Origin of the sequence: Lysinibacillus sphaericus OT4b.31 (assembly GCF_000392615.1) — a bacterium.
GTDB classification, from domain to species: domain Bacteria; phylum Bacillota; class Bacilli; order Bacillales_A; family Planococcaceae; genus Lysinibacillus; species Lysinibacillus sphaericus_B.
This window is the reverse complement of record NZ_KB933398.1, coordinates 3,109,798-3,135,760: the sequence shown is the minus strand read 5'-3', so window position 1 is coordinate 3,135,760 and position 25,963 is coordinate 3,109,798. Positions and strand designations below refer to the sequence as shown.

The 25,963-nt window shown below is 37.3% G+C and carries 23 protein-coding genes and 2 pseudogenes; 18 read left to right on the top strand and 7 right to left on the bottom strand.

The features are described from left to right. The first annotated feature begins 159 nt into the window (after window positions 1-159). Entirely contained in the window at window positions 160-954 is a 795-nt protein-coding gene (recO, locus tag H131_RS14390; protein WP_010859907.1) for a DNA repair protein RecO, read from the top strand. Between the two features lie 34 nt (window positions 955-988). Here recO and H131_RS14385 read toward each other — a convergent pair whose 3' ends face one another. Next, window positions 989-2,410: an S-layer homology domain-containing protein gene (locus tag H131_RS14385; protein WP_010859906.1), complete on the bottom strand. Its 1,422-nt coding sequence runs from the start codon at window positions 2,408-2,410 to the stop codon at window positions 989-991. Between the two features lie 795 nt (window positions 2,411-3,205). On the opposite strand from H131_RS14385, the gene H131_RS14380 reads away from it, so the two are divergent. Next, the gene (locus H131_RS14380) at window positions 3,206-4,924 is read left to right on the top strand and encodes an HD-GYP domain-containing protein (protein WP_036131529.1); all 1,719 of its coding nucleotides are present in this window, start codon (window positions 3,206-3,208) and stop codon (window positions 4,922-4,924) included. Window positions 4,925-5,063: 139 nt separating this feature from the next. Here the strand turns inward: H131_RS14380 and H131_RS14375 are convergent, their stop codons facing one another. Continuing rightward, window positions 5,064-6,449, bottom strand: coding sequence for a glycine--tRNA ligase (locus H131_RS14375; protein ID WP_010859904.1), 1,386 nt, complete (start codon window positions 6,447-6,449; stop codon window positions 5,064-5,066). A gap of 496 nt (window positions 6,450-6,945) precedes the next feature. Here H131_RS14375 and H131_RS14370 point away from each other — a divergent pair, with 496 nt between their 5' ends. The 13 genes and pseudogenes from H131_RS14370 to lepB all read left to right on the top strand — a co-directional run bounded on the left by H131_RS14370 (window position 6,946) and on the right by lepB (window position 17,928). Further along, entirely contained in the window at window positions 6,946-7,578 is a 633-nt protein-coding gene (locus H131_RS14370; protein WP_010859903.1) for a transcriptional regulator CcpN, read from the top strand. 16 nt (window positions 7,579-7,594) lie between these two features. Further along, window positions 7,595-8,407, top strand: a complete 813-nt coding sequence (locus tag H131_RS14365; protein WP_010859902.1) for a pyruvate, water dikinase regulatory protein — start codon at window positions 7,595-7,597, stop codon at window positions 8,405-8,407. A 207-nt stretch (window positions 8,408-8,614) separates the two neighbouring features. Further along, complete coding sequence (gene dnaG, locus H131_RS14360) at window positions 8,615-10,447, top strand: DNA primase (RefSeq protein WP_080647672.1); 1,833 nt, start codon at window positions 8,615-8,617, stop codon at window positions 10,445-10,447. Between the two features lie 32 nt (window positions 10,448-10,479). Beyond that, window positions 10,480-11,607, top strand: a complete 1,128-nt coding sequence (gene rpoD, locus H131_RS14355) for an RNA polymerase sigma factor RpoD (RefSeq protein WP_010859900.1) — start codon at window positions 10,480-10,482, stop codon at window positions 11,605-11,607. A 228-nt stretch (window positions 11,608-11,835) separates the two neighbouring features. Beyond that, window positions 11,836-12,031, top strand: a pseudogene (locus tag H131_RS24555) (transposase); the annotation flags it as partial. A 209-nt stretch (window positions 12,032-12,240) separates the two neighbouring features. Continuing rightward, complete coding sequence (locus tag H131_RS14350) at window positions 12,241-12,804, top strand: hypothetical protein (RefSeq protein WP_010859899.1); 564 nt, start codon at window positions 12,241-12,243, stop codon at window positions 12,802-12,804. Window positions 12,805-13,342: 538 nt separating this feature from the next. Next, window positions 13,343-13,693, top strand: a complete 351-nt coding sequence (gene cccA / locus H131_RS14345) for a cytochrome c550 (protein ID WP_010859898.1) — start codon at window positions 13,343-13,345, stop codon at window positions 13,691-13,693. A 153-nt stretch (window positions 13,694-13,846) separates the two neighbouring features. Next, window positions 13,847-14,539 carry a tRNA (adenine(22)-N(1))-methyltransferase gene (locus H131_RS14340; RefSeq protein ID WP_010859897.1) on the top strand — a complete coding sequence of 231 codons (693 nt, stop codon included), beginning with the start codon at window positions 13,847-13,849 and terminating at the stop codon, window positions 14,537-14,539. 1 nt (window position 14,540) lies between these two features. Further along, window positions 14,541-15,662, top strand: coding sequence for a Nif3-like dinuclear metal center hexameric protein (locus H131_RS14335; RefSeq protein ID WP_010859896.1), 1,122 nt, complete (start codon window positions 14,541-14,543; stop codon window positions 15,660-15,662). 14 nt (window positions 15,663-15,676) lie between these two features. Continuing rightward, a complete protein-coding gene (locus H131_RS14330; protein WP_010859895.1) occupies window positions 15,677-15,901 on the top strand; it encodes a hypothetical protein in 225 nt (74 codons plus the stop codon). A 194-nt stretch (window positions 15,902-16,095) separates the two neighbouring features. Continuing rightward, window positions 16,096-16,260 carry a DUF2164 family protein gene (locus H131_RS14325; RefSeq protein WP_419185167.1) on the top strand — a complete coding sequence of 55 codons (165 nt, stop codon included), beginning with the start codon at window positions 16,096-16,098 and terminating at the stop codon, window positions 16,258-16,260. Between the two features lie 324 nt (window positions 16,261-16,584). Further along, window positions 16,585-17,184 (top strand): NADPH-dependent FMN reductase, encoded by a 600-nt coding sequence (locus H131_RS14320; protein WP_010859893.1) that lies wholly within the window; start codon window positions 16,585-16,587, stop codon window positions 17,182-17,184. A gap of 174 nt (window positions 17,185-17,358) precedes the next feature. Beyond that, complete coding sequence (lepB, locus tag H131_RS14315; RefSeq protein WP_010859892.1) at window positions 17,359-17,928, top strand: signal peptidase I; 570 nt, start codon at window positions 17,359-17,361, stop codon at window positions 17,926-17,928. Window positions 17,929-18,070: 142 nt separating this feature from the next. Here the strand turns inward: lepB and H131_RS14310 are convergent, their stop codons facing one another. The 4 genes from H131_RS14310 to H131_RS14295 all read right to left on the bottom strand — a co-directional run bounded on the left by H131_RS14310 (window position 18,071) and on the right by H131_RS14295 (window position 21,807). Next, on the bottom strand, window positions 18,071-18,268 hold the full coding sequence (locus H131_RS14310) for a YwbE family protein (protein WP_010859891.1): 198 nt from the start codon (window positions 18,266-18,268) through the stop codon (window positions 18,071-18,073). Window positions 18,269-18,319: 51 nt separating this feature from the next. Further along, entirely contained in the window at window positions 18,320-18,856 is a 537-nt protein-coding gene (locus tag H131_RS14305; RefSeq protein WP_010859890.1) for a tubby C-terminal domain-like protein, read from the bottom strand. A gap of 375 nt (window positions 18,857-19,231) precedes the next feature. After that, complete coding sequence (locus tag H131_RS14300; protein WP_010859889.1) at window positions 19,232-20,494, bottom strand: dicarboxylate/amino acid:cation symporter; 1,263 nt, start codon at window positions 20,492-20,494, stop codon at window positions 19,232-19,234. A gap of 263 nt (window positions 20,495-20,757) precedes the next feature. Then, window positions 20,758-21,807, bottom strand: a complete 1,050-nt coding sequence (locus H131_RS14295; protein WP_010859888.1) for a TRAP transporter substrate-binding protein — start codon at window positions 21,805-21,807, stop codon at window positions 20,758-20,760. A 111-nt stretch (window positions 21,808-21,918) separates the two neighbouring features. Between H131_RS14295 and H131_RS14290 the strand changes: the two genes are divergently transcribed. Both H131_RS14290 and H131_RS14285 read left to right on the top strand, forming a co-directional pair. Continuing rightward, window positions 21,919-23,499 carry an ATP-binding protein gene (locus H131_RS14290; protein ID WP_230491903.1) on the top strand — a complete coding sequence of 527 codons (1,581 nt, stop codon included), beginning with the start codon at window positions 21,919-21,921 and terminating at the stop codon, window positions 23,497-23,499. Window positions 23,500-23,542: 43 nt separating this feature from the next. Beyond that, window positions 23,543-24,244, top strand: a complete 702-nt coding sequence (locus tag H131_RS14285) for a response regulator (RefSeq protein WP_010859886.1) — start codon at window positions 23,543-23,545, stop codon at window positions 24,242-24,244. A gap of 25 nt (window positions 24,245-24,269) precedes the next feature. On the opposite strand, the pseudogene H131_RS25460 reads toward H131_RS14285, so the two are convergent. Next, window positions 24,270-24,404 (bottom strand): annotated as a pseudogene (locus H131_RS25460) (IS5/IS1182 family transposase); the annotation flags it as partial. Window positions 24,405-24,822: 418 nt separating this feature from the next. Between H131_RS25460 and H131_RS14280 the strand changes: the two are divergent. Beyond that, on the top strand, window positions 24,823-25,911 hold the full coding sequence (locus tag H131_RS14280; protein WP_010859885.1) for an IS3 family transposase: 1,089 nt from the start codon (window positions 24,823-24,825) through the stop codon (window positions 25,909-25,911). Window positions 25,912-25,963: the final 52 nt, after the last annotated feature.

Here is a 25,963-nt window from a genome sequence, read left to right as displayed (position 1 = left end):
GTTGTTAGATTCAGTAGAGTTCTCTCATCACCATAGAAGTTGCGCGTAACACTGTTTTTAAGTGTAATGAATTATAGTGTGAAAAGGGGCTGTCCAAATGATGTTTTGGAGAGCTCTATTTTCTTATGGATACACTTAAAGGAAAGGAGGGTGACCTGGTTGCTATATAAATGGGAAGGTATTGTTCTAAAGGTGCGTGCATATGGTGAATCCAACAAAATTGTCACGCTACTAACGCGTGAAGCTGGCAAGGTGGCAACCATGGCACGTGGTGCAAAGAAGCCTTCGAGTAGGTTAGCGGCAGTGACGCAGCCATTCGCACATGGCATGTTTATGGTACAACACCATACAGGTATGGGAACACTGCAACAAGGAGAACATTTGAATTCAATGCGCCATATTCGTGAGGATATTATGGCGACTGCATATGCCAGCTATATAATGGAGCTTGTTGAGCGTGTAGTGGAAGAAGGGAAGCCGGAGCCGTTTGCTTTTGAAGTACTGTTACAGGCATTACAGGCCATTGAGGATGGCTATGATCCAGAAGCAATTACGCTGTTTGTTGAATGGAAAATGCTACCTTATACTGGCGTGCAACCTATCTTACATGCCTGTGCCTCGTGTAGTGCGGTAGATGGTGAATTCGCCTTTTCCTTTGCGCAGGGAGGTTTTTTATGTCATCGCTGTTATCAGCATGATCCCTATATTATTCGTTTAACACCTACGCAACTAAAGCTTATACGAATGTTTTATTCTGTACCAATTGATCAAATTGGAAAACTAGAATTGAAGAAGGAAACTAAATATTTTATCAAAAAAATTATAACAACGATTTATGAGGAACAAACTGGAATTCGCTTTAAGACAAAGAAATTTATCGAACAACTGGAAAGAACACCTGAATTACAACCGAGAGCAACTAGTACAAATACAGAAATGCCAGAGGAAGATTAACATTCCTCTGGCATTTTTTATAATCTACAAGTTATTAATATGCATCTTTGTCAATATCGTAGTAAGCAGCCCATTTACCTGCGATTTTTAGAAATTCAATGTACAGATAAGTCGTTTCGCCATTTTTACCAGTTATATGTAAAATGGCTGTCCCTTCTGCTAGAGGAGTAACTTTCAGTGTACTTCCCTCGATTGTCGCTTTTACTGGAACCTTGTATGCTGGATCGGAACCATCGTTTAAATCTTCGAATACGACATTTGTTGGTTCAAACGATAAATCTTCGCTTGTAAAAGATAAATCATTTGAAAGCTCGTAAAGATCGATTCTGCGAACAAAATCATACGTATCCACATCGGCAGCCATTGTTTGTTGTTGTGTACCATCGGTAAATGTCAAAAGATATTGTCCGTTTTCAAAGATGGATAAAGTTGTAGCATTATTTTTGGTTTCTAAAGCATATAACGCCGAAGACAAGGTTTGACCATCAGCAGTTTGAATGCTTACTTCCGTTGGTACGAAATCTAAGTCACTTTCCTCTAAGTTTAGAGGCATGTTTTCTATATGGTCCGCTTCATGAACTTCTTCCAAAGTTGTTTGTAATTTTCCATTCACATTTTTAACATGAACTAAGAAAAAGACATCCATAAATTCCTCGGTATCTTCAGTAAAACCAGTAATAACTAATTTACCAGTTCCTTCTTTTAGAGGCTTAATAGTAATAGATTCTGTCATATCTTGCTCTTCGTCCCAAGTGAATAGATCATCTGCTGGCTCGATGCCACCGTAAGAGGCAAAGATATAATCTTGGTTATAGCTGTTTGCATAAATAGTCGTATTGTTTAGAGTGTTTTCAGCACGAACAACAAAAGTAGCCAATTGAGAACGTTTTACATTGTTTTGAGGTCCGAATGTAGTAGGTGTAGTTCCTTTTGTTATGTGATTGGCATAGAGCGTTTGAATATAAGGTTCGTATTCGCTGCCTACTATGACATCAGTAAAAGGAATATCTGTTATGTCAGCAATTGGTAAATCAAAACCTTTTACAATCATTTTTGACATTTGACCACGTGTAATATTTTTAGTTGGGTAGAAATAGCCATTTGAGCCACTGATTATGCCTGCATTTGCTAATGCTGCAATCGCTCCATAGTTCTCATCGCCAGGTTGAATATCCTTAAATTGTGGATTCGTCACATTGTCAGTATCAAGATGTAGAATGCCAGCCAAAATTTTGGCTGCTTGTGTACGAGTAATCGAATTTGCTGGTTTGAATGTGCCATCTGGGTAGCCAGAAATGATACCGCGTTGTGCTAAGTTAAGAATAGCTTTGCCTTCCTCTGTAGATTTATTGATATCGGGGAATGATGTAGCAGCATATGCTGGAGTAGCTATGACTATAGCGCTTGTTGCTAGAGTTGCGGCCATTGCCATTTGATAAAAACGATGTGTATTCACTTGATTTCCTCCAAAAAAATAGATGTAAATTATAGCACTGCTTGTGATAGTAAAACCATTCCTACAACAAATTCAAACTTCCAGACGCCTGAAAAGTACGGCGGTATACCATAAAAATGTTAAATTATTGTTTTTCAACATTAAACATTAACTATAATACTTTATTTATATCAAATTGTTGAAGGTGAGAATAGAGGGAATTTTATCCTCTATCAATATGAAGTGGGAGCGAAGATGAGTTATAACTGAAAAAATTTCAATAGTGCCGAACGCAAAATCATATGTTCTGAAAATACAATTAACTGTACAAAGGAACGATAAACGAAAAAAAATATTTTTCTTAGGAAAATCTTTATAAGAAAAAAACTTTTTTTATTAATAAATATACATTAAGTAGTTTTAAACAATAGGTATAAGTATTTATTGTATCTAGGGAATGGATTACAGTGTATAGCTAATTTATGAGTCTAAAGAACTTGATATGGTAATGGTTTTTAATATAAGTATAGTATTAACTAATCATTTGAGTACCATATACTAGTTGAAAAGGTATTTTAACCTATGATATTGTAAGGGGTATAGATAATTATGTTTATACTATTCTTGTATAATTTGTACGTATTGTACCAATCGGAAATTAGTTCAATATTTATATATCTGACATGCATATAAAAACTGTAAAACATGCCTCTATCAGCAAAACGTAGTAAAACCACGTTTATTAGAATAACGCAGTCCTATGGAAAAGGGAGGGAGGTCACATTATGCTGGAAAATTGCGAATGTGGCAAAAAATGTGCTAAGAAAAGTGACTTTAAGTATTGACGAAGTGGAAGCAGATGATATTTTAGCAGAAGATATTTTTTCTGAGTATCGCTTATTAGCTAAAAGAGATTTAGTGTTAACCGAGCGAATTATTGCATTACTTAAGCTAAGAAAAGTAGAAGAATTATCAGTTTTTTTACCTTCTGATTCGGTACGAATTGTCCATGACATAGGTGCGCAACGTACGAAGGAGTATGAGGATGTATTTGCACCGCTCTTAGAGGAAAAGGGAGAGATTGATGAATATAAAGAAGCGGTAAACAATCTTTTTATGACCACTTTAGAAAATGTTGTTCATGAATTGCGTTATGGTCAAATTTTAAAGAGTATACAGGATACGTCGTATGTGAGAACTATTTTTGAACAGATTTTGCAAGAAAAGCATCGCTACGACTTGCTTATGCGCTTAAGAGAATGGGATGAGTATTCATTTGTTCATTCGTTTGATGTATTTGTACTAGGTACAATCTTTGCCCGTCATTTAGGTTTAACAGATATCGAAGCACTTGCAAGGGGCTATTTGTTCCATGATATTGGAAAGGTATTTATTCCACAAGAAATCTTGAATTTAAAACGAAAGCTATCTGAAGATGAGTTTGAAATTGTCAAAATGCATACCACAAAAGGTTTTGAGCTACTTATGGAGAATGGTGAAGAGGATATTGCCTATTTGGCTCGGGACCATCATGAACGATTTGCTGGGAGAGGATATCCGAATCAGCTTTGTGCAGATGAAATGAGCGAGGGTGTGCAGTTATTACAGATAATAGATGTTTACTCCGCTATGACATCGAAACGTGTGTATCATACAGGGTATGGTGCGACAGATGCGCTTGCTGTTCTATATCGTGATCGTCAGCTCTATAACGAAAAATTCATGCATAAATTTGTGGAGTGTCTAGGAATTTATCCTGTGAACTCGGTTGTGTTACTTTCTGATTTTCGGCGTGCGCAAGTAGAACTTGTCTATGACTTATTTCCGACGCTACCGAAAGTTAAACTATTAGATGAGCAAATGTCTATGAATTTGCCTTTGAATTATAGTGTGAAAATTGCGGAAATGATTGACTATCGCGCTAATAGTTTTGAAGAAATATTTAACTTATTTGTAGAACAATTAATTCGCTGTGATGAGGAAAACTTAAGAGGGCATTTTAATAAATTAATTGATCATTTGCATCCAAAAGAAATTGTGTTGAAAATCTTTTTACCTGCTTTCAGAATTTTAAGACTATTGACAAGAGAAATCCAAACCGATATGACGAAATATAGAAATTCTATTACTATCTTAAAGAAATTATTGGAAGAACAACTAAATGTTTTGTACATGGATTATCAGCATGATCAAACGACTGTGTTAGTGGTGGAGACATCACTTCGCGAAAATTTTTTCATCAAATTAGTTCAGAGTATTTTGTATATAGATAAAATAGTGCCATTCTTTATCAATCCAGGTGACGATCAGCGCATTACACAGCTTATGGAGCACTGTGAGGTTAATGTGGCCTACTTTATTGATGATGAATTAACAATGGAAAAACGAGTGCGCCCGATGCGTGAAGGCACATTTCTTTATTACTCATTAAATGATATTGAAGAGTTGCTGGTTAGTTTAGTAGGAATGAGTATGAAAAAGTTTTCATTTGAAGAAAAAATGCAGGAACGTATATTTACAAAGTTAAAAATATAACAAAGAGGGAGTCGCATCAAGTGACTCCCTCTATTTTTATAGTTCAATTTAAGGTTTAATATCCGAGATAAGTGTGCGAGAAGCAATTGCACCTGTCGTTACACTTTCGGTGCAGTAGGCTAAAGCACGACATATCTAATTAGAATTGAAGATGTTTTTCGATATATGCCTTAACATCAGCGATAGGCATGCGAACTTGGTCCATAGAGTCGCGGTGACGTACTGTTACTTGACCATCTTCTTTTGAATCGAAATCGTATGTGATACAGAATGGTGTACCAATCTCATCTTGGCGACGATAGCGTTTACCAATTGATTGTGATTCATCATAGTCTACTGGGAATGCTTTACGAAGCTCCGACCACACATCTGCAGCTTCATCTGATAACTTTTTAGAAAGTGGTAACACTGCTGCTTTAAATGGTGCAAGAGCAGGGTGGAAACGTAATACTGTACGTTTATCATCTCCTTCAAGCTCCTCTTCATCATAGGCATCGCATAAGAAAGCTAATGTTACACGGTCTGCACCTAAAGATGGCTCGATACAATATGGTACATAGCGTTCATTTGTAACTGGATCAATATACGTGAAATCTTCACCAGAATGCTCCATATGTTGTTTTAAGTCGAAGTCTGTACGGTCAGCTACTCCCCAAAGTTCGCCCCAACCGAATGGGAATTTAAATTCAATATCCGTTGTCGCATTTGAATAGTGAGATAATTCATCGTCCTCATGGTCACGAAGGCGCATTGAATCTTCTTTCATGCCTAAGTTTAGTAACCAGTTTTTACAGAATTCTTTCCAATAAGCATGCCATTCAAGATCTTCACCTGGTTTACAGAAGAATTCAAGCTCCATTTGCTCAAATTCACGTGTGCGGAATGTGAAGTTACCTGGTGTAATTTCGTTACGGAACGATTTACCGATTTGTGCAATACCAAATGGTGTACGTTTACGCATAGAGCGTTGGACGTTCTTGAAGTTTACAAAAATCCCTTGTGCTGTTTCTGGACGAAGGTAGATCTCGTTTGTAGAAGATTCAGTTACACCTTGGAATGTTTTGAACATTAAGTTAAATTGACGAATATCTGTGAAATCAGCCTTGCCACAATCAGGGCAAACAACATCGTATTTCACCATTGTTTCTTTCATTTGGTCGAACGTCATACCGTCTACAATGATTTCATCACCTTTTGCTAACGCAGCGTCTTCAATGATTTTATCAGCACGGTGTCGCGCTTTACACGCTTTACAGTCAACCATCGGGTCATTGAAGTTACCTACGTGTCCAGAAGCAACCCATGCTTTTGGGTTCATAAGGATTGCAGCGTCGATACCTACATTATGTTCTGATTCTTGGACGAATTTTTGCCACCATGCTTTTTTTACATTGTTTTTTAATTCAACACCAAGGGGACCGTAATCCCACGTGTTTGCTAAGCCTCCGTAGATTTCAGATCCAGGGAAGACAAAGCCTCGATGTTTCGCTAAAGATACAATAGTTTCCATTGATTTGTTAGCCATTAAAATAGCCTCCTTCATTGTTTTTCATAAAATAAGTGAGTCGTTTAATCAGATTTACTTTGGCGGATTTGTTGTTGCTGACGCTTCGCTTGATTTAGACTTTGAAAATTTTTCAAAATCAGACATTTGCCGTAATCCTAGTTAAACTAAAAATAGCACCCGTCTCCGGGCACAAATAATGCCCAGGGACGAGTGCTAATACCCGCGGTTCCACCCTGATTGTTTTAAACGACTTGTTTAAAACCTCTTTTCAAAAAGTTAGCTCAAGGAGTGCCTTTTCTCTGTTACTGTGTAGACTTTCACCATCTTCTACTCGCTATTAAATAGAACAGATACTTTTTTCCTATCATCGCTTGTATAACGCAATATCGCTCGAAAATACATGTAGAGCAAGCGTCTGTGTCAATATTGTAGCATGTAGTTCTTTTCTTCGCAATAACCATTAAAATAGTATATAATAATTGAGCATGAGTATAACACTATTAGATTTGAGGCGGTGAGTCCAATCGAACTCAATAAACGTCAGGAAGACATTTTACAAATTGTGAAAGAAAACGGCCCGATTACAGGCGAACATATTGCAGAACGTCTTAATCTGACAAGAGCGACTTTAAGACCAGATTTAGCTATCCTTACGATGGCGGGATTTTTAGATGCTAGACCACGAGTTGGCTACTTCTATTCAGGTAAAAAAACGTCTGTTACAATGACAGATAGCATCAACAATTTAAAAGTGAAAGATTTTCACTCCGGACCAGTCGTTGTACCAGAAACAATGACGGTGTATGATGCGATTTGCTTCATGTTTTCGGAGGATGTGGGGACCCTCTTTGTCGTAGATAAGAACGAATTTTTGACAGGAGTACTGTCTCGCAAGGATTTACTGCGTACAAGTATTGGCACGCAAGATTTAAATAAAATTCCTGTACATATCATTATGACGAGAATGCCAAATATTTCGTACTGTGAAAGATCGGATTCGTTGATTGTTGCAGCGAATAAACTAATCGAACGTGAAGTAGATTCGTTACCGGTAATAGAACCACAAGAGGGTGGCTTATCAATTGTTGGGCGTCTCACGAAGACGACGATTACACGTGCTTTCTTATCACTTGCACAAAATGTCTAAAATTGAGGGGAACAGTATGAAGAAACTTCGAGTTTTTGTCGTTTCCGATTCAGTCGGTGAAACGGGTGACCAAGTAGCAAAGGCCGTTATTAGTCAATTCCGACCAGGTTTAGAAAAAACGATTATTCGTCGTTTTCCACATATCCAATCTGAAGAACTAGTACGAAAAATTGTATGTCTAGCAGTAAAACAGAAGGCATTCATTATTTATACGCTTGTTCGACATGAGATGCGTGCGTTGTTACATGATTTATGTGAGAAAGAAAAAGTGCACGCCGTGGATATATTGGGGACTGCGCTGAAATCAATGGCTACGTTTATGGAAGAATATCCACTTGAAACACCAGGTATTGTACATCAGCTTGATGATGATTACTTCAAAAAAATTGAAGCAATTGAATTTGCGGTGAAATATGACGACGGTAGAGACCCGCGTGGTTTATTGCAAGCTGATATTGTACTGGTAGGGGTATCACGAACATCGAAAACACCACTTTCACAATATTTAGCACATAAACGTTATAAGGTGGCAAATGTACCTTTAGTACCAGAAGTGGAGCCGCCAGAAGAGTTATTACAAATCGATCAAAAAAAATGTTTTGGCTTAATTATTTCTCCTGATAAATTAAACTATATAAGAAAAGAAAGATTAATGTCTTTAGGATTGAATGATGATGCCATCTATGCGCAACATACGCGTATTTTAGAAGAAATTCAACATTTTGAAAAAATTGTCGGTAAAATTGGTTGCAAAGTTATCGATGTGACGAACAAAGCTGTAGAAGAAACAGCAAATGAAATTATCGAACATATTACAAATTGTCAATAAGAAACAAAGTTCAGTAAACCACCTCGGGTTGTTAGAGGCGGTTTTTTTGGGTCGGTATTGAAAATAGTATAGATAAAAACTAATTTTTGTTTTATAATAATAAAATTGTGGTAAAAATATTTAAAAAGAGAAAATTCCTATTTTTTTGTCGAGAAATAAAGGATTTTTAAAACGGATAGCGAATTGTGTTTAGAACGTAACTTAAAGATGGTGATGAAATTGGCAGGGAAGATTCCAGAAGAAGTGATTGAACAGATTCGGACACAATCTGATATTGTGGATGTCATTAGTGAATACATGCAACTCACAAAACGTGGGCGTAATTGGTTTGGACTCTGTCCATTTCATGGAGAACAAACACCATCCTTTTCTGTGTCAACAGATAAGCAGATTTTTCATTGCTTTGGTTGCGGGGCAGGCGGTAATGCCATTACTTTTGTCATGGACATAGAAGGTATATCTTTCCCAGACGCAGTCGTGAAACTTGGTGAACGTACGGGCATACATTTAGATGTTGGCCCAAGTTTACCTGAAGTGACGAAAACAGTCTCTAAAGCAGAAGAGCGCATGAAAGAAGCGCATACTTTTGCAGCGGATTTTTTTCATCACTTACTGTTGAACACAGAAGACGGTGAAGAGCCTTTAAATTATTTGCTAGAAAGAGGATTTACAAGGGAACTTATAGAATCTAATAGCATTGGATGGTCTCTCCCAAGCTTTGATGCATTAACGATATTGCTTGAAAGAAAAGGTTATAACTTACAAGAAATAGCGGATAGTGGTTTAATTATCAAGCGTGAAGGGGAAGAACGCTATTTTGATCGTTTTAGAGGGCGTATTATGTTTCCAATTCGTGATGAGAATGGTAAAATCATTGCTTTCTCAGGGCGAATACTTTCATCGACTGGTGAAGAGGCAAAATATTTAAATAGTCCAGAATCACCGATTTTCCATAAGAGTGAAGTGCTTTATAACCTAGACAAGGCACGAACCTCCATTCGAAAAAATCGTCAAGTAGTATTGATGGAAGGTTTTATGGATGTTTTAGCAGCTAATTCAGTGGGTGTAACGAATGCCGTCGCTACAATGGGTACTTCGCTTACGAATCAGCATATCACAAAGCTAAAGCGCTTAGTAGAGCAAGTTACGATTTGCTATGACGGTGATAATGCTGGATTTGATGCGGCAAAACGGGCGGCCCAGTTACTACAAACTGAACGCATGAAAGTTGATATTGCAGTATTACCTGACAAACAAGACCCTGATGAATATATTCGGAGTCTAGGTGGACAAGCCTTTAAAGAACAAATTTTGGAAAATCCACATGCGTATATTGCTTTTATGATGATGCATGCTAGACGCAATAAGAATTTTCAGTTTGAAAACGATACGCTTCAATATATTCAAGAAGTACTCGAACAACTAGTAGGTAGATCCTCACCAGTCGAACGAGATTTGTATATACGACAGCTATCAAATGAAACAAATATTTCGGAAGAAGCGATTTATGCTCAATTTCGAAAAATAGAGGCAAGTCAGGTACGCTCTGCAAAAGTAGAGCTACCAATACAGGTGCCTTCGATGCCAGTCACGCAGCAACAAAAGCCTATGGACGCAGCCGAACGTGCCGAACGTTTATTACTGGCTCATATGCTTCATAATATAGATGTAGTGGACAGGGTATTACGTAATGAACAAAGAGAGCCTTTTGTACGAGATGCGTATATGGCTGTTTTTGTTCGCTTAGTAGGATTTTACGAGGAATACGGTCATTCGGATTATCAACGCTTTGTAGAGATTTTAGATGACCTTGAATTACGAAAAATTGTTATGGAGGCGGCTTTGGTAGAAAGAGACCCTGATCACGCGGAAGCAGAGGTTACAGATTCTATTCGCCAGCTGCAGAAATATCGAATTGAGCAAGAAATACATCAAAAGATGCATGAGTCAAAGGAAGCGGAGAAGATGCATGAGTATGCGCGTGCACTTGAAATCGCCCAACAGATTATTCATTTAAGAAAATCGTTATCGGCGATTTAACCCGATTCGGTTGTTTAGAAGGAGGAAGGTTTATGGCGGACAAGTCTGAACGTTCAAAAGAGGTAGAAGTGGAAATTACATTAGATGAAGCAAAAAAATTGCTTCAAGAAAAGGCGAAAACAGAAGGTGAAATTTCGATGAAAGAAATTTCAGAGAAATTATCACCTTATGAATTGGAAAACGAAGAGGTTTTTCACTTCGCTGAAGATCTTGAAAAACATAAAGACATTCAAATCATTGGTAAAGAAGAATTTGAAGAAGAAAGTTTAATGAAAGAAGAAGCAAGTGAAGAAACTTTCGACTTAAATGATTTGAGCGTGCCACCTGGCGTGAAGATAAATGATCCTGTACGTATGTATTTAAAAGAAATTGGTCGCGTTGATTTACTTTCTGCAGATCAAGAAATTAAGCTAGCTGAACGTATTGAACAAGGTGATGAGGAAGCACGTAAACGTCTAGCAGAAGCAAACTTACGTCTTGTTGTTTCGATTGCGAAGCGTTATGTTGGTCGTGGAATGCTATTCCTTGATTTAATCCAAGAAGGGAATATGGGGCTTATTAAGGCAGTTGAAAAGTTCGACTATCGTAAAGGCTTTAAATTTTCGACATACGCAACGTGGTGGATTCGTCAAGCCATTACACGTGCTATTGCTGACCAAGCACGAACAATCCGTATTCCTGTGCATATGGTAGAAACAATTAACAAATTAATTCGTGTACAACGCCAATTACTACAGGACTTAGGTCGTGAACCTTCTCCAGAAGAAATTGGTGAAGAAATGGATTTAACTCCTGAAAAAGTACGTGAGATTTTAAAAATTGCGCAAGAACCAGTATCTCTTGAAACCCCAATCGGGGAAGAAGACGATTCACACTTAGGTGACTTCATTGAGGATTCAGAAGCGCAATCTCCTTCTGACCATGCAGCATATGAACTGTTAAAAGAACAATTAGAAGATGTTTTAGATACATTAACTGACCGTGAAGAAAACGTACTACGTTTACGTTTTGGTTTAGATGATGGACGCACACGCACTCTAGAAGAAGTTGGGAAAGTATTTGGTGTAACACGTGAACGTATTCGTCAAATTGAAGCTAAAGCGCTTCGTAAATTACGCCACCCTTCTCGCAGTAAACGATTAAAAGATTTCTTAGAATAATTCCTTATAAAAAGATACCTTCTATTGGAGGTATTTCAGACTGTAAACTGCTCAAAAAATTGAGTTTGTTTACAGTCTTTTTTCTTTTCAAATAGAAGTATCTATAGGAACCCGTTGTTTTCCGCTACGGCGGACGCTTTTCGCGGGCATGATTTCAGTCTCCTCGTCGCTACGCTTTTGTGGGGACTTCAGTTCATGCTTTTCCCGCAGAAGTCGCCGCCTGCGCTCCAATCAAGTATTGATCCGATTGTTCTAGTAAAATACATTTATTCAATATGTATTTGGTATTTGTTCTGTGCGATTAAAGAAATCCAAACGAACATGGCGTATCGTTGGTTTTTAGGATTTGGTTTTCCTACCGAAGTGCCATATTTTCCTAACATTCGGTAAAAATTATAAATGCGGCTTTCAAGACTCATCTATCGTTTTGCACAAGAAACATCGTCCTTATGAAGACAATCTACCTGAAAATATAAATGATAGCGTTACTTATGAAAAGCAGTTGAAATAAAAATGCCTAATAAGAACGGGTCATAAGTTCTCCATATTGCGACTTTTTACAGATGCCCTTTCCCAGGTTGTGAGATAAAATTGTAATACAACCATTATTAAGCAATGTTTGGAGAATACACTATGACAAATCCTCGAAAAAAAATTATTTTAAATGAAATCTTGTTTTGGAAACAAAACAAACTATTACCTGAGCACTATTGCGATTTTTTAGCAACGCTCTATGCAGAAGGAACAGACGTAGAGGAGCTTGAGTATGCGACTCATAAACAGGCGATCTTGCCCTCAGAAAAACGAAAAATGATATTCCTATTAGGGGCTCTATGTATTAGCGTAATTGCACTCTTATATGTCTATTTTACAGTACCTTCTTTAACAATGATTCTAACAGTTATTGTGGCTATTGCTGCGATTACATTATTCATAACAGCGTTCCGAGTTGTAAAGAAAAATAACTTACTGGCTCCTATACTCCATATTATTGCAGCTATTTTGTTATTTAGTGTTTCAATTCGCATTTGTACTACATATTTTAGTGGGAATAATATTGTATTATTTGGTTTGATTGCGGCAAATTGTGGCGTGTGGCTGTGGTCAGGCATAAAAATGAAACTGCTTTATTTCACAGTCTCAGGTGTTCTGGGGTTAATTGCACTGATTGGCTATTATATCATAAACTTAACATAAAGGTATCCCTCCTTTGATCGAAAGCTCAAAGGAGGGACTTTTATTTTTCTAAAATAGTAGTATAGCTTTTTTTATGTGTATTCTTAAAAGAAGATAACAATGAAAACAAGGGATAATGATATATTAAAATAATAGTATGGCTTATTTAGTGAAATAGTAATTAGATATTTGCGTCAAAGTGATTCAAAAGACAGAAAATGATATTTTACTTAATAATTGTGTTTCTAACATAAAGATATGCTTTAGCATGAAATAATAAAAATCATGATGAATTTAGGTATATGAAAGCGCTTGAAGTGGAAAGATAGTTTCGAGAAGAAAAACTATTAACGATTGGAAAAGGTATTTTAGAAGTCCAAATCTTGGGGATATCAAGACATATTTTATCCAATTGATACAGAAACGTCGAATTTGTTACAAACATAGGAAAACTTAGCGAATAGGGCTTTTCGTTTCTTGTTTAATGCAGTACAATATTAGATGTTGACTGATTCTATATTATAATAGAAGTAGATTTAAAAATGAGGAGGGGAAACACATGAAAAACAATCCAGTCGTTCCTTACATCTTAATTCTGGCATTTGGTATTGGTCTTATTTTCTTCATGTCTATACAAGGAGCAGATAACAAGAAAGAAATTGCTGCAGAACATGAGGGTGGTGGCGAAACTACAGAAGCTACTGATGATGGTTCTGCATTAGTACAATCTTGTATCGGTTGTCACGGTGGTGACTTAACTGGTGGTGTTGGTCCAAACCTACACGGATTAGATGAAGCTCATATCGTAGATGTATTAACTAACGGTATTGAAGGCACACCAATGACACCAGGAATGAAAAATGAAGCGGAAGCAAAAGCAATCGCTGAATACATTTCTACTCTAAAATAGTTTGACTATGGCTGTACTAAAAGTGTTTGAACGCTTTTGGTACAGCCTCTATTATTTTGATGGAGTTGCTCAAAATTTGAGACAGCTCCATTTGTTTTTTTGTACGACATCATACATACTAGAGTGGACTCTATATAAGGTAGGCGGTAAAAAATGAACGCACAAAAATTATCAAAAAGATTAGAAACAGTGGCTAAATTTGTTCCAACAGGTGCGGTAGTTGCTGATATAGGCAGTGACCATGCCTATTTGCCTTGCTATTTAATTCATAAAGGGATTGCTTCTTACGCAGTAGCGGGTGAGGTGGTCAAAGGTCCGTTTGAATCAGCTGTGGGACAAGTGCAAAAAGAAGGCTTAACAGATAAAATTACAGTGAGAATAGCTGATGGCTTAGCAGCAGTGGAAGTGACTGATCATGTCGATACAGTTACAATTGCAGGTATGGGCGGACCGCTAATTGTGTCGATTTTAGAAAAACATCCTCAAAGCCTACAAGGTGTTACACGACTTATTTTGCAGCCAAATATTCATGCAAAAGTAATTCGTGAATGGGCATTAGCGAATAATTGGGCGATTCTGGATGAAGAAATTTTAGAAGAAGATGATAAAATTTATGAAATTCTTGTATTGCAAAGAGGGACGATGGAGCTAACTGCATCAGAAATTTTATATGGTCCAAAATTAATGCTACGTAAAGCGCCAGCATTCATAAAAAAATGGACGCGTGAAAAAGAAAATTGGCAGCGTGTTTTACAATCTATTGAAGGAGCAGAGCAAACACCTGAAATTGAAGGTAAACGCGCAGAGTTAATAGCTCAACTTAAGTTAGTGGAAGGGGTTTTATGAGATGAAAACAGTAAACGGTCAAGAAATTATCCAATTGTTTGAATCATGGTCACCTAAAAAACTAGCATGCATGGAGAACGACCCCATTGGACTCGCAATCGGCACGTTAAATAAACCTGTAAAAAAAGTTTTAGTCACATTGGATGTCAACGAAACAGTAGCAGATGAAGCCATTGCGCAAGGATGTGAGCTTATTATAGCGCATCACCCACCCATTTTTAGACGTCTTGCGAACATTCGCACGGATAATCCAGCGGGACAATTATATGAAAAGCTTATAAAGCATGATATAGCTGTCTATGCAGCACATACAAATTTAGATGTAGCTGAAGGCGGTGTCAATGATTTACTGGCTGATGCTCTACAGCTTGAAAATCGTGCTATATTAGAAGAAACATATGCAGAGGATGTACTCAAACTGTCTGTTTTTATTCCCTCTGTCAATGCAGAGGAACTACGGGAGTCGCTAGCAAAGGCTGGGGCAGGGCGCTTAGGATCTTATGAAGCATGTAGCTACACCACAATCGGAGAAGGACGTTTCCGTGCGTTAGAAGGAGCAAATCCGCATGTGGGATCGATTGGTAAGTTACATGTCGAGGAAGAAGTGAAAGTGGAAGTCGTATTCCCAGCCTCTATCAAAAATCGTCTATTAAAGGCGATGTTAAATGTGCATCCCTACGAGGAACCTGCATATGATGTGGTTCGCTTAGACCAGCGAACAAATGTCATGGGCCTAGGACGTATTGGTTATTTGCAAAAGGAAATGACGCTGCATGAGTTTGCAGAATTTGTAAAGCAGCAGCTAGATGTTCCAACAGTACGTGTCGTTGGTGATTTACAGTCGAAGATTAAAAAGATAGCACTTGTTGGTGGTGACGGCAATAAGTATATTTATACAGCTAAACGTGCGGGGGCAGATGTGTTTTTAACAGGCGATATGTATTTCCATACAGCACAAGATGCACAATCTATTGGTCTGCAAATCGTGGATCCTGGCCATCATGTAGAAAAAGTGATGATCGCGGGTGTAGCTAAAAAAATGGCAGCGATGTGTGAAGATAAAAAATTAACAGTGGAATTTGTACAATCTACCATTGATACAGAACCGTTTTTATTTGTTTAGAGAGGGGAATTAGTGTGGGAAATGGGCGACCTGCCGGTAATAAAGCTGGCAAGTTATGGATTATTATTGGTCTGATGATTGCTGTATTTGGGGGAGGCATGACGCTGATGACCAATAATATGAATGAAAAGAAAATTGAAGCGATGACACAGCAATGTGAGGATGATGGTGGTAAAGCCATTGTCGCCAAGGAAAAAAATTTTTTATCAACAAGCTATTCATTTGAATGTAAACAATAAAGAAACAAAAGACTGAATTATACGATGATGATAATTCAGTCTTTTTGTGAAAAAATAGATGCAGTTTGAAGTGATAATCGGTTGTGTACTAATAGAGAGGAGGAGATTTTTTTGTTTATTCGTTTAACAAAGGATCAACAAGAGTTAATAATCGCAGACATTCAACGTTTTTTTATAACAATCGAGACGAGGATATAACGGAATTTGAGGCTGAAAGAATATTCGATTTTGTGAAGGAATATGTAGCACCGCACATTTATAATGCAGCCATTGCAGATGCCAAATATGTAATGGAAAGACAGTTCGCTTCGATTGAAGATGAACTAGCTGCATTAGAGCGTCCACTCAAAATAAAATAAATGGATTTTAAAGAGACTCAATTATGCAAAGCGTTGTGTCTCTTGTTTTTTTAGTGAGAAAAGAAAAATCTGAAACGAAACAATTGACAATGATGATTATGGTATGTTAAATTTATCTCGAATTCAAGATAGTAGAGGGATTCGAAGTAAATTCATAACAATGAATTTATATTTTTTTTATTAATATCTCGAATTCAAGATATTGATTATTACGTGCTCTCGATAAATTATGAGTCAATTGTGTATAAAGGAACTTATTCCTGTACACCATGGCTTAGAGAGCTGTTTTCCTTAAAATTCAAGGAGGATAGGGAGGCAACGAGCTTGAATTTTATAAAAAAATTATTCGGTTTCAGTTCAACGGATGAACAACAAGGAGGAAAAGAAATGTTGAAAATTGGGATTATTTTAGGTAGTACACGTGAAGGACGTTTAAGCCCACAAGTAGGTCAATGGGTTAAAGAATTAGCAGAAAAACGTCGTGATGCAGAATATGAAATTATCGATATTGCTGAATTTAAATTACCTTTGCTAGGTGAGCCGGGTGGAGATGCTTCTGGAGCAGCAGCATGGTCTCAACGAGTTGCTGCATGTGACGGCTTTGTCTTCATTGTTCAAGAATATAACCATTCCATCTCAGGGGCACTTAAAAATGCTTTAGATTACTTACGTGAAGAATGGAATAACAAAGCAGCCGGTATTGTTTCATATGGTTCTGTTGGTGGAGCGCGTGCTGCAGAACACTTACGAGGTATCCTTGGAGAGTTATTAGTAGCTGATGTTCGTGTACATCCAGCACTATCTTTATTTACTGACTTCGAAAACGGCTCAGTATTTAAGCCAAAAGATGTGCAAGCTGATTCAGTAAACCAAATGTTAGATCAAGTCATTCCATGGACAACAGCTTTAAAAACAATTCGCTAATAACAAAAAGCAATATGTATATTTCAATTTGTACATATTGCTTTTTTATTTTGTGACATGCAATTGCTAATGGGGTATTTCAAGCGAAGACTTACCGGAACTTTTTGCTTAGTAAATCGTATACACTATTGACGTATAATGGGATATCCTCATTAAAGGATGGGAGTGTTTACTTTGACAAAGAAGAAAGATCAACATGAAGTATGGGCATGGGTAAAGATCATAGGTCTGACGGTAATTTTTATGATGGGAGTACGTTATTTCATCCTGTCGCCCGTAATTGTAGATGGTGCTTCCATGATGCCTACTTTTAAAGATGGAGAAAAAGTATTAATCAACAAAATAGGCCCTCGATTAACGGACTATAACCGATTTGACATTATTGTCTTTGAAGAAAATGAAGATACGAATTATATTAAACGAATAATAGGTTTACCTGGAGATCATATCTCGTATAAAGATGATGATTTATATATAAATGGTGAGAAGTATGAAGAGCCATATTTAATGAAATACAAAGAAGCCCTACAAGATAAAGGGGATTTTACATATGATTTCACTTTAGAAGAGCAATTAGGTGAAATGACTGTACCAGAAGGACATTTTTTCGTACTAGGCGATAATCGTCGTAGAAGTATAGACAGTCGGCACCAAAATGTTGGTTTTATTTCTCAAGATTCCATAGTAGGAACAGTCACATTGTGGCCTTTTGTAAAACTGGGAAGTGTCTGTTCAGATAGTTAAGAGTTCAGGCTAAGCCTGCAATAATTTATCATTTAACATAATGAAAAGGTAGGGAAGCTTATGAAAATATTTATCGTTCATCGCTAAGTAGCCATTAGTAAGTAAAAAAGCTGGCTACCTCGATAAGAGATAACCAGCTATCTTATTTTTGCAGAATGTCACAAACACGGCCGATTTGTCCATCAGTTAAGCGGACCTTGATTCCATGTGGATGGAAAGCAGCGTTTGTTAATAAATCCTTTACAATGCCCTTTGTTTTTACACCTGACCGCTGATCTTTTTTGAGGATAATGTTGACCTCAAGACCAGGGTGGATGTCTTTTCGATGTTGTCCGTTCATATTACGCCTCACAACTCTGTAGAATGATTTGAATTATAACATAAAGTGAAGTTAGTTACTCCCTACAAATAGAGATTGGTAAAGTGAAGCCAATAATGCCACGAATAAAGTATCGTCTGAATGGAAGAGTTTATAGACGATACCTTCCCGTACAATGCTATTTTCTACATAACATGCACTCGCAATTTTTTCATCATTGCAATATAAATAAGCAGTTGAAGTGAAGTCCTTTTCAAAGCGGAAGATAAGACTATCCATCGTAAAAGAATAGGAAGATTCTAAAAGTTGAACAGTTTTCCGTTGGATGGGCAAAATGCTACCATCAGGCATAATTAGCTGGTGACTTATGCCTTTAGTGAATAGTGTAGATTGCACTCGAAAAAGTGGAGTTCCTTGTGTAGTACGTGTTTCATAATGTTGTGGTAGTGAATCCTGCGTTGCAATCAAGAGCATTGTATTAAGCACTTTCCCTATAGTTGAACGTTCGATTTTTTGAAGTACGCAAACTGCTTCGTCGTGCTCATTAACAATCGGCAAATTAGAAAGTCTATCAAATGATTTTGGATATGTAAGTGAAAATGTAGCCATGGAAAAGCCTCCAATCTACTTACTATATACGGCTAACCTAGATTGGAGGTTTCGCTTTATTTTCATTTATTTTTTTACCATTAAAGATAAGGATCGCAGTACCAACTGGTTCAATGATACAAACGATAAAAGAGAATTTTATAAGTCGATTATTTAACAGTAGCTAATACGACAACGAAGGACTATTTCTACATAAAAAAAGCTGTCCAATCAAGCTAAAATGGCTCTTTTGGACAGCCTTAATGTAACATTTTTTGAATGGTCAGTAAGCCGCCACCTCAAGTTGAAAGATAAGAGGTGGACGACCAACTGACCGTAAAAGCCCGATTGGTTCAACTAACAATCAGTAGGGAAGACCCCCCACTGATTGAAGTTTCACTTTATCATTACCTCGCCAGATAACGCGCGTTTTTCCTGTTCGGGGTCAAACTCTTTTTCCATCTTAGAAACGACTACTGCAGCGACGCCATTCCCGATTAAGTTTGTTACGGCGCGGGCTTCTGACATAAAGCGGTCTACACCAATTAATAGTGCAATACCTTCAACTGGAATCATAGGGAATGCAGCAAGTGTAGCAGCAAGTGTGATGAATCCAGAACCTGTTACACCTGCAGCTCCTTTAGAAGTCAACATGAGAATAGCAAGCAACGTAATCTGATGCCAAATATCCAAATCGACACCATACGCCTGTGCGATAAAAATAGCCGCCATTGATAAGTATATGGATGTACCGTCTAGGTTAAATGAGTACCCTGTTGGTACAACCAGTCCAACTACTTGTTTAGAACAGCCGTAATTTTCTAACTTACGCATCATAGAAGGCAGCGCCGATTCAGAAGAGGATGTCCCAATGACGATGAAAATTTCATCTTTAATATATTTAATAAATTTAAAAATGCTAAAGCCAAAGTAACGTGTGATCACACCGATGATTAACGTAATAAATAGGAACATGGTAATGTATACAGATAACATTAAGAAACCTAAATTACCAAGTGATTTTATCCCAAAATTTCCTATCGTATAACTCATGGCACCGAATGCACCAATTGGTGAAATTCTCATCACCATGTTGACAATTTTAAAGAAGATATCGGCTACTTGTTCAAAAAATTTAATGACTGGTTTGGCAGGTTCGCCAATAGCAGCTGCCGCTAAACCGAATAATACAGCCGAGAATAACACCGGTAATAACTCACCATTAGCAAGTGCTCCAACAACATTATCAGGAATAATCTGCATAATGAATGCACCAAAACCATGCTCTGCAGCAGCGGCCTGCTCCGTGTATTGTGATACATCTGCACCATTTGCAGCATCTGTATCAAAGCCTTTACCTGGTTGGACAATATTAACAACGAGTAAGCCGATTGCGAGTGCAAACGTAGACACAATTTCAAAATAAATAAGTGCCTTTCCGCCGATTTTACCAACCTTTTTTAAGTCACCCATACTACCAATCCCAATAACAACTGTTAAGAAAATGATAGGTGCAATTAACATTTTAATTAATTTGATGAAAATATCTGCTAATATTTTTAAACTAGCTCCGAATTCTGGGAACATAGCACCGACAACAATACCGAGCACGATTGCAATCAGTACTTGTACAGTTAAATTTTTAAAATTTATACGCATTAAACTCTCCCCCTTAAAAAGTCGATGAATATTTTGTGAACGTTTTCATGTCGTTATCATAGCTGAAATTTTCCGACAATAGTTTTTATGACCGAAAAGTTTCTATTGTTCATTTTGTTCATTTTTTGAGAATAGCTATTAAAAACAAAGAATAGCAAGGGTTTGAGGCTGTTTTATAGTAGAGGTTTTTTAGGGGAGCTATTATAATACAAAAGAAAAAACCCCACTTCAAAGTGAGGTTTTATCATAAATGACCAAAAGTATTAAGGAGAAACAATCTTTTGGATTTCAGCGAGTATATGATTATTTTCGACATTTGCGCGGTAATAGTCATAGACAGGAGATAGTTTTTCTTTAAAACGTTTACGCTCCTGTTCAGACATATCATAAATATCAAAGCCTTGCTGCTGCTCTAGTTTATGTAAATCGGTGTCATTCATCAGAACAGCTTGCTCAAATTGCCAATCCGTCGTTTCTTCCATAGCTTCCTCAATTTCCTTTTGGATTTTTATTGGTAGTGACTTCCAAAATTTTTCGTTTATTAACACAGCGTATCCTAAAATACCATGCTTTGTTAAAGTCATATGTTGCTGTACTTTGTAAAAACCTTTTGAGAAAATATTGGACGCCGTATTTTCTTGTGCATCAATAGCGTGTGCTTCTAAATCAGTAAAGACCTCACTAAAGGAAATCGGAATGGGGGTCGCACCGACTGCCTCGAATTGTTTTTCAAGGGCTTTGCTAGGCATTGTACGTACGCGTAAACCTTTTAAGTCTTCAAAAGTTTGAATAGGATAATCGACTGCTGTTAAATGCTTGAAGCCATTATGCCAAAAACTAAGACCCCTGACATGTAAGGGCTCAAGCTCTTCTAATAATTGCTCACCAATTGCGCCTGTTAGTACCTTTTGCACCTCATCATCCGTATTGAAAAGATAGGGTAAATCGAGCACTTGCCAATCTGGTACATATGAGGTCATTTTAGAAAACGTGGGGATAATCATCTCAACTTCACCGTTTTGTAGTGCATTAAACTCATTTTCATCATTAAAGAGCGAGGCGTTTGGATAGACATGTACCTTGACTTCACCATTTGTTTTTTCTTCGACGAGCTCAGCAAATTTACTTGCTGCTAACCCTTTCGGTGTGTTTTCAGCAACAACATGACTTAAGTGAATCGTGATTTGTGTATCTAAGCCCTTTTGTTCATCGTCATAGGGGAGAGGTTTTGCAAATAGTAAACCTTGCTGTATGCTTATTGCAATTGTTAACAGTAATGCAGTGGTTATTGTTCCAATAATAAATTTTTTCATATATTACACCCGATTGATTCGTATTTTCTTATGTTTTTGTTATTCTAACATATGGAGTAAGCTAAAATATAGTAGGGGGAGGCGATGATCTTGAAATTTCATAAGTTATCAATGCAGAGAAAAATCATGTCTCTTACTTTTTTTATCCTCATTGTTTCCTTTAGTATAGGTGGTACTTTTTTGTTAGGATTTGTAATGAATGAGCAGAAAGATAAGCTTGAAAATCAAGCTTTACTTGTGGCAAAAACAGTATCGCAGTTGCCAGAACTGAAAAGCAATATTTCCAATGATGATTTTGTAAAGGCAACACAGTATATTAATCCTGTTGTGGAAGAAATTCGAGATATAAATGGGGCACAGTATATTGTTGTGCTCGATATGCAAAGACGCAAATACACGCATCCAAGTGCCGAAGAGATTGGTGGTATCTCTCAGTCGGGCGATTTAAACGCCGCGTTTTCTGAACATTATTATACATCAATCGCACATGGACAATACGGAGAGATGGTACGTGCTTTCGTACCGATTATGAGCAATGATGGCCACCAAATTGGCGTAGTCGTTGTTGGTTATAGTGTTTTAACGGTCGCTGAGTTACTTCAATCTATCCAAAAAGAGCTGTTCATTACAATACTATTGTCATTGTTATTTAGTGCCTGGGGTGCACATACTTTAGGACTTCACATGAAAAAGCAAATGTTTGGCTTAGAGCCGCATGAAATTGCCAAAATGTATGTGGAACGAACGGAAACATTTAACGCCATGCATGAAGGAATTATTGCTATTGATAATGATTTGACTATTACAATTTTCAATGAAAAGGCCTGTGATATTTTAGGGGTATCTGGGCGACATACTACGCTAATTGGCAAGAAAATTTTTGAGGTGTTACCCGACACACGGTTACCCGAAATTTTAGAATTAGATCGTCCAATTTACAATCGTGAGCTATATATTAATGATCATAGTATTATGAGTAATCGAATTCCGATACAGGTAAACGGCGACACGGTTGGAGCTGTCGCTATGTTTAAGGACCGTACTGAAGTGAAACAACTTGCAGAGGAATTAACGGGCGTAAAGGCGTTTGTACAAGCTCTTCGTGTGCAAACACATGAGCATAAAAATAAACTGCATACCATTGCGGGGCTTTTACAGCTTGGTCATCATGCACAAGCGCTTTCCTATTTAACGCAAGTGAAGGAAGAACATGATGAAATCACCAATTTTCTAAATGAACGTATTAAAAACGAAAATATTTCTGGACTGCTGCTTAGTAAAATTTCTTATGCAAAAGAACAGGGGATTACGTTGGAAATTGATCGAGCGAGTCATCTCTCAACATTTCCGAAAAATTTAGATCATCATGATTTTGTCATTTTATTTGGCAACTTAATAGAAAATGCCTTTGATGCATTAAGAGACATGCCTGTTGGAGAAAAAACTGTGCATGTTTCAGTTGCTGAGGAAGACGATGTACTTGCGATATTAGTCACAGATAATGGCGTTGGCATGGTAGAAAAAGTAAAAGCTCGAATTTTTGATAATGGTTTTTCAACGAAGGAAAAGAAGGGTAGAGGCATTGGACTCTATTTGATAAAAGAAATTGTTCAAAAAGGACATGGCGATATTGAAGTGATTAGTGAGTCAAATAAAGGCACAAGTTTTTTAATAACATTCTATCTGCATTAACAAAAGGTTTTTTCGTGAAAGCGTAGTGTAAGGAGGGCTGACAGTGACACTTATAAAAGTATTATTAATAGAAGATGATCCCATGGTACGTGAGGTCAATCGCCAGTTTATTGAAAAGGTTGAGGGGTTTGAGGTCATTGGACAAGCGGCAAATGGAGTTACAGGTTTACAGCAAATTTGTACCCTCAAGCCAGATTTAGTATTTATGGATATATTCATGCCGGAGCAGGATGGGATTACAAGCTTGCATAAAATTCGTGAACAAAAGATGCATGTCGATGTCATTACTGTAACTGCGGCTAATGATATGGAAACGGTGAAACAGGTATTGCATCTCGGTGTCTTTGATTATATTATGAAACCATTTTCGTTTGAGCGCGTGCATGGAACACTCGAAAATTATAAGCGTTTTAAGCAGAGGATACAGACGGAAAGGGCGTTAACACAAGGGGAGCTCGATCAATTATTCCATTATCATGGTGGCTATGAAGAGGGAGAGCATACAAATGTCTTGAAATATGAAAAGAATTTGCCGAAGGGTTTTAATCGCTCAACCCTTGAAAAGGTTTTACATTATTTACAATCAGTGGACGGTGCTTCGGCAGAAGAAGTCGCCAGTGGCGTCGGTATCGCACGTGTAACGGCAAGGCGTTATTTAGATTATCTAGATAAGCAAGAAGAAATAACAATGGATGTGCACTATGGAGGCATCGGACGACCTATAAATTATTACTTTAGTAAATAGTAAAAGGAGTTGCACACCTGTCATTATGTATCGTATCAATGAAGACATGGTCAGCGCTCAATAATCCTTGATCCGCAATTTCTTTTAAGATGCGATAGAAAATCTATTCAAATATAACTGAGTCTTGAAAGCGACGTTCATAATTGTCACCGATAGAAGTACACTAGTTGATTTGAGCGCAGGCGGCAACTTCTGCAAAGAATAGTATGAGTGAAAAGGCCCCGCAGGAGCTTAGCGACGAGGAGACTGAAGCCATCATATCTGTCAACTTTAGATTTCCAACCATTCATTTGTTTAATTTTTCAAGAAGAATGGTGTGTTTTATTTCTTTTGAAAAAGGGTACTAGTATTTTTCGGTGTCTTCATAAAAATGACTCCTTCCAAAAAAGATTTGTATTTATCCATACCATCTTTTTCGAAAGAGTACACATTTTTGTTAAGTTGACAGCTATGGACTGAAGCCATGCCCACGAAAAGCGTCCGCCGTAGCGGAAAGCAATGGGTTCATATAGATACTTCTATATGAACTGCCCCTAAATTGTTAGACACCAAATCTAACGATTTAGGGGTGTTTTTTTATGGCAAACTTTACTGCCGAAGAGAAAGTATTCATGGCTCGTCTTTACCTTGAGGGGAAACATAGTTATTTGGAACTTCAAGATTTATATAAGGTTTCTTATCAAATGATTCAAGGATGGGTCTGTTTATATCAAGTACAAGGAGAAGAGGGATTTAAGAAATCCTATACAAGTTATTCTGCGGAGTTTAAAATGGATGTACTTAATTCAAATGCAGGAAAAATTACATCCAAAATCAAAGCGCAAGTAATTTATGAACTAAAGGTAACCTATGATGTCGTGGCCCTTATCAAAGTCGCTGGTATTCCACGTAGCACCTATTATTATTGGGAAAAGCGTTTGAACCGAAAAGATAAATATTCTGCAGTGAAGACAACTATCCAATCCATTTATCATGAACATAAAGGACGTTATGGTTATCGTCGTATCACAAAAGAATTAAAGAAACTTGGATTTTCTCATGATCCCAAGACCATCAACCGTTTAATGAATGAAATGGGCTTAAAGTGCCTCGTTCGATTGAAAAAGTATCGCTCTTACAAAGGGAATGTTGGACGCATTGCCCCAAATGTAATCCAGCGAGATTTTAAAGCAAAGAAGATGCATCAAAAATGGGTAACCGATGTAACCGAATTTCATTTATTCGGAGAGAAGCGCTATTTATCACCAATCATTGATTTATGCAATGGGGAAATCATTGCCTATAAAGTAATGAAACGACCGGTTTATCAACTTGTAGGTGATATGTTAGAACAAGCAGTTAAGCGTTTAAAACCTGAAGATCAAGTCATCCTTCACTCCGATCAAGGCTGGCATTATCAAATGAAAAAATATCAAAGGACATTAAAGGAGCATGCCATCATACAAAGTATGTCCCGTAAGGGAAATTGTTTAGACAACGCTGTCATGGAAAATTTCTTTGGCTTATTAAAGTCTGAGTTGCTTTACTTGCAAGAATTTGAAAGTATGGAGCACTTTGAAAAAGAATTGGATGCCTATATTCATTACTATAATCACAATCGTATGAAGGCAAAATTAAAAGATCTGAGTCCGGTACAATACCGGACTCAAATCTTAGAAGCTGCTTAAAATATTTGTCTAACTTTTTTGGGTCAGATCAACTAACTATAAATAACTTTTT

Bases quoted from the DNA above. Each gene is read 5' to 3' on its own strand.
- H131_RS14290 (WP_230491903.1), top strand. From the start codon at position 21,919: ATGCAGAGAAAAATCATGTCTCTTACTTTTTTTATCCTCATTGTTTCC.
- dnaG (WP_080647672.1), top strand. From the start codon at position 8,615: ATGGTGATGAAATTGGCAGGGAAGATTCCAGAAGAAGTGATTGAACAG.
- H131_RS14340 (WP_010859897.1), top strand. From the start codon at position 13,847: ATGAACGCACAAAAATTATCAAAAAGATTAGAAACAGTGGCTAAATTT.
- H131_RS14305 (WP_010859890.1), bottom strand. From the start codon at position 18,856: ATGGCTACATTTTCACTTACATATCCAAAATCATTTGATAGACTTTCT.
- H131_RS14300 (WP_010859889.1), bottom strand. From the start codon at position 20,494: ATGCGTATAAATTTTAAAAATTTAACTGTACAAGTACTGATTGCAATC.
- H131_RS14335 (WP_010859896.1), top strand. From the start codon at position 14,541: ATGAAAACAGTAAACGGTCAAGAAATTATCCAATTGTTTGAATCATGG.
- H131_RS14280 (WP_010859885.1), top strand. From the start codon at position 24,823: ATGGCAAACTTTACTGCCGAAGAGAAAGTATTCATGGCTCGTCTTTAC.
- H131_RS14310 (WP_010859891.1), bottom strand. From the start codon at position 18,268: ATGAACGGACAACATCGAAAAGACATCCACCCTGGTCTTGAGGTCAAC.
- H131_RS14365 (WP_010859902.1), top strand. From the start codon at position 7,595: ATGAAGAAACTTCGAGTTTTTGTCGTTTCCGATTCAGTCGGTGAAACG.
- rpoD (WP_010859900.1), top strand. From the start codon at position 10,480: ATGGCGGACAAGTCTGAACGTTCAAAAGAGGTAGAAGTGGAAATTACA.
- H131_RS14350 (WP_010859899.1), top strand. From the start codon at position 12,241: ATGACAAATCCTCGAAAAAAAATTATTTTAAATGAAATCTTGTTTTGG.
- H131_RS14375 (WP_010859904.1), bottom strand. From the start codon at position 6,449: ATGGCTAACAAATCAATGGAAACTATTGTATCTTTAGCGAAACATCGA.
- cccA (WP_010859898.1), top strand. From the start codon at position 13,343: ATGAAAAACAATCCAGTCGTTCCTTACATCTTAATTCTGGCATTTGGT.
- H131_RS14295 (WP_010859888.1), bottom strand. From the start codon at position 21,807: ATGAAAAAATTTATTATTGGAACAATAACCACTGCATTACTGTTAACA.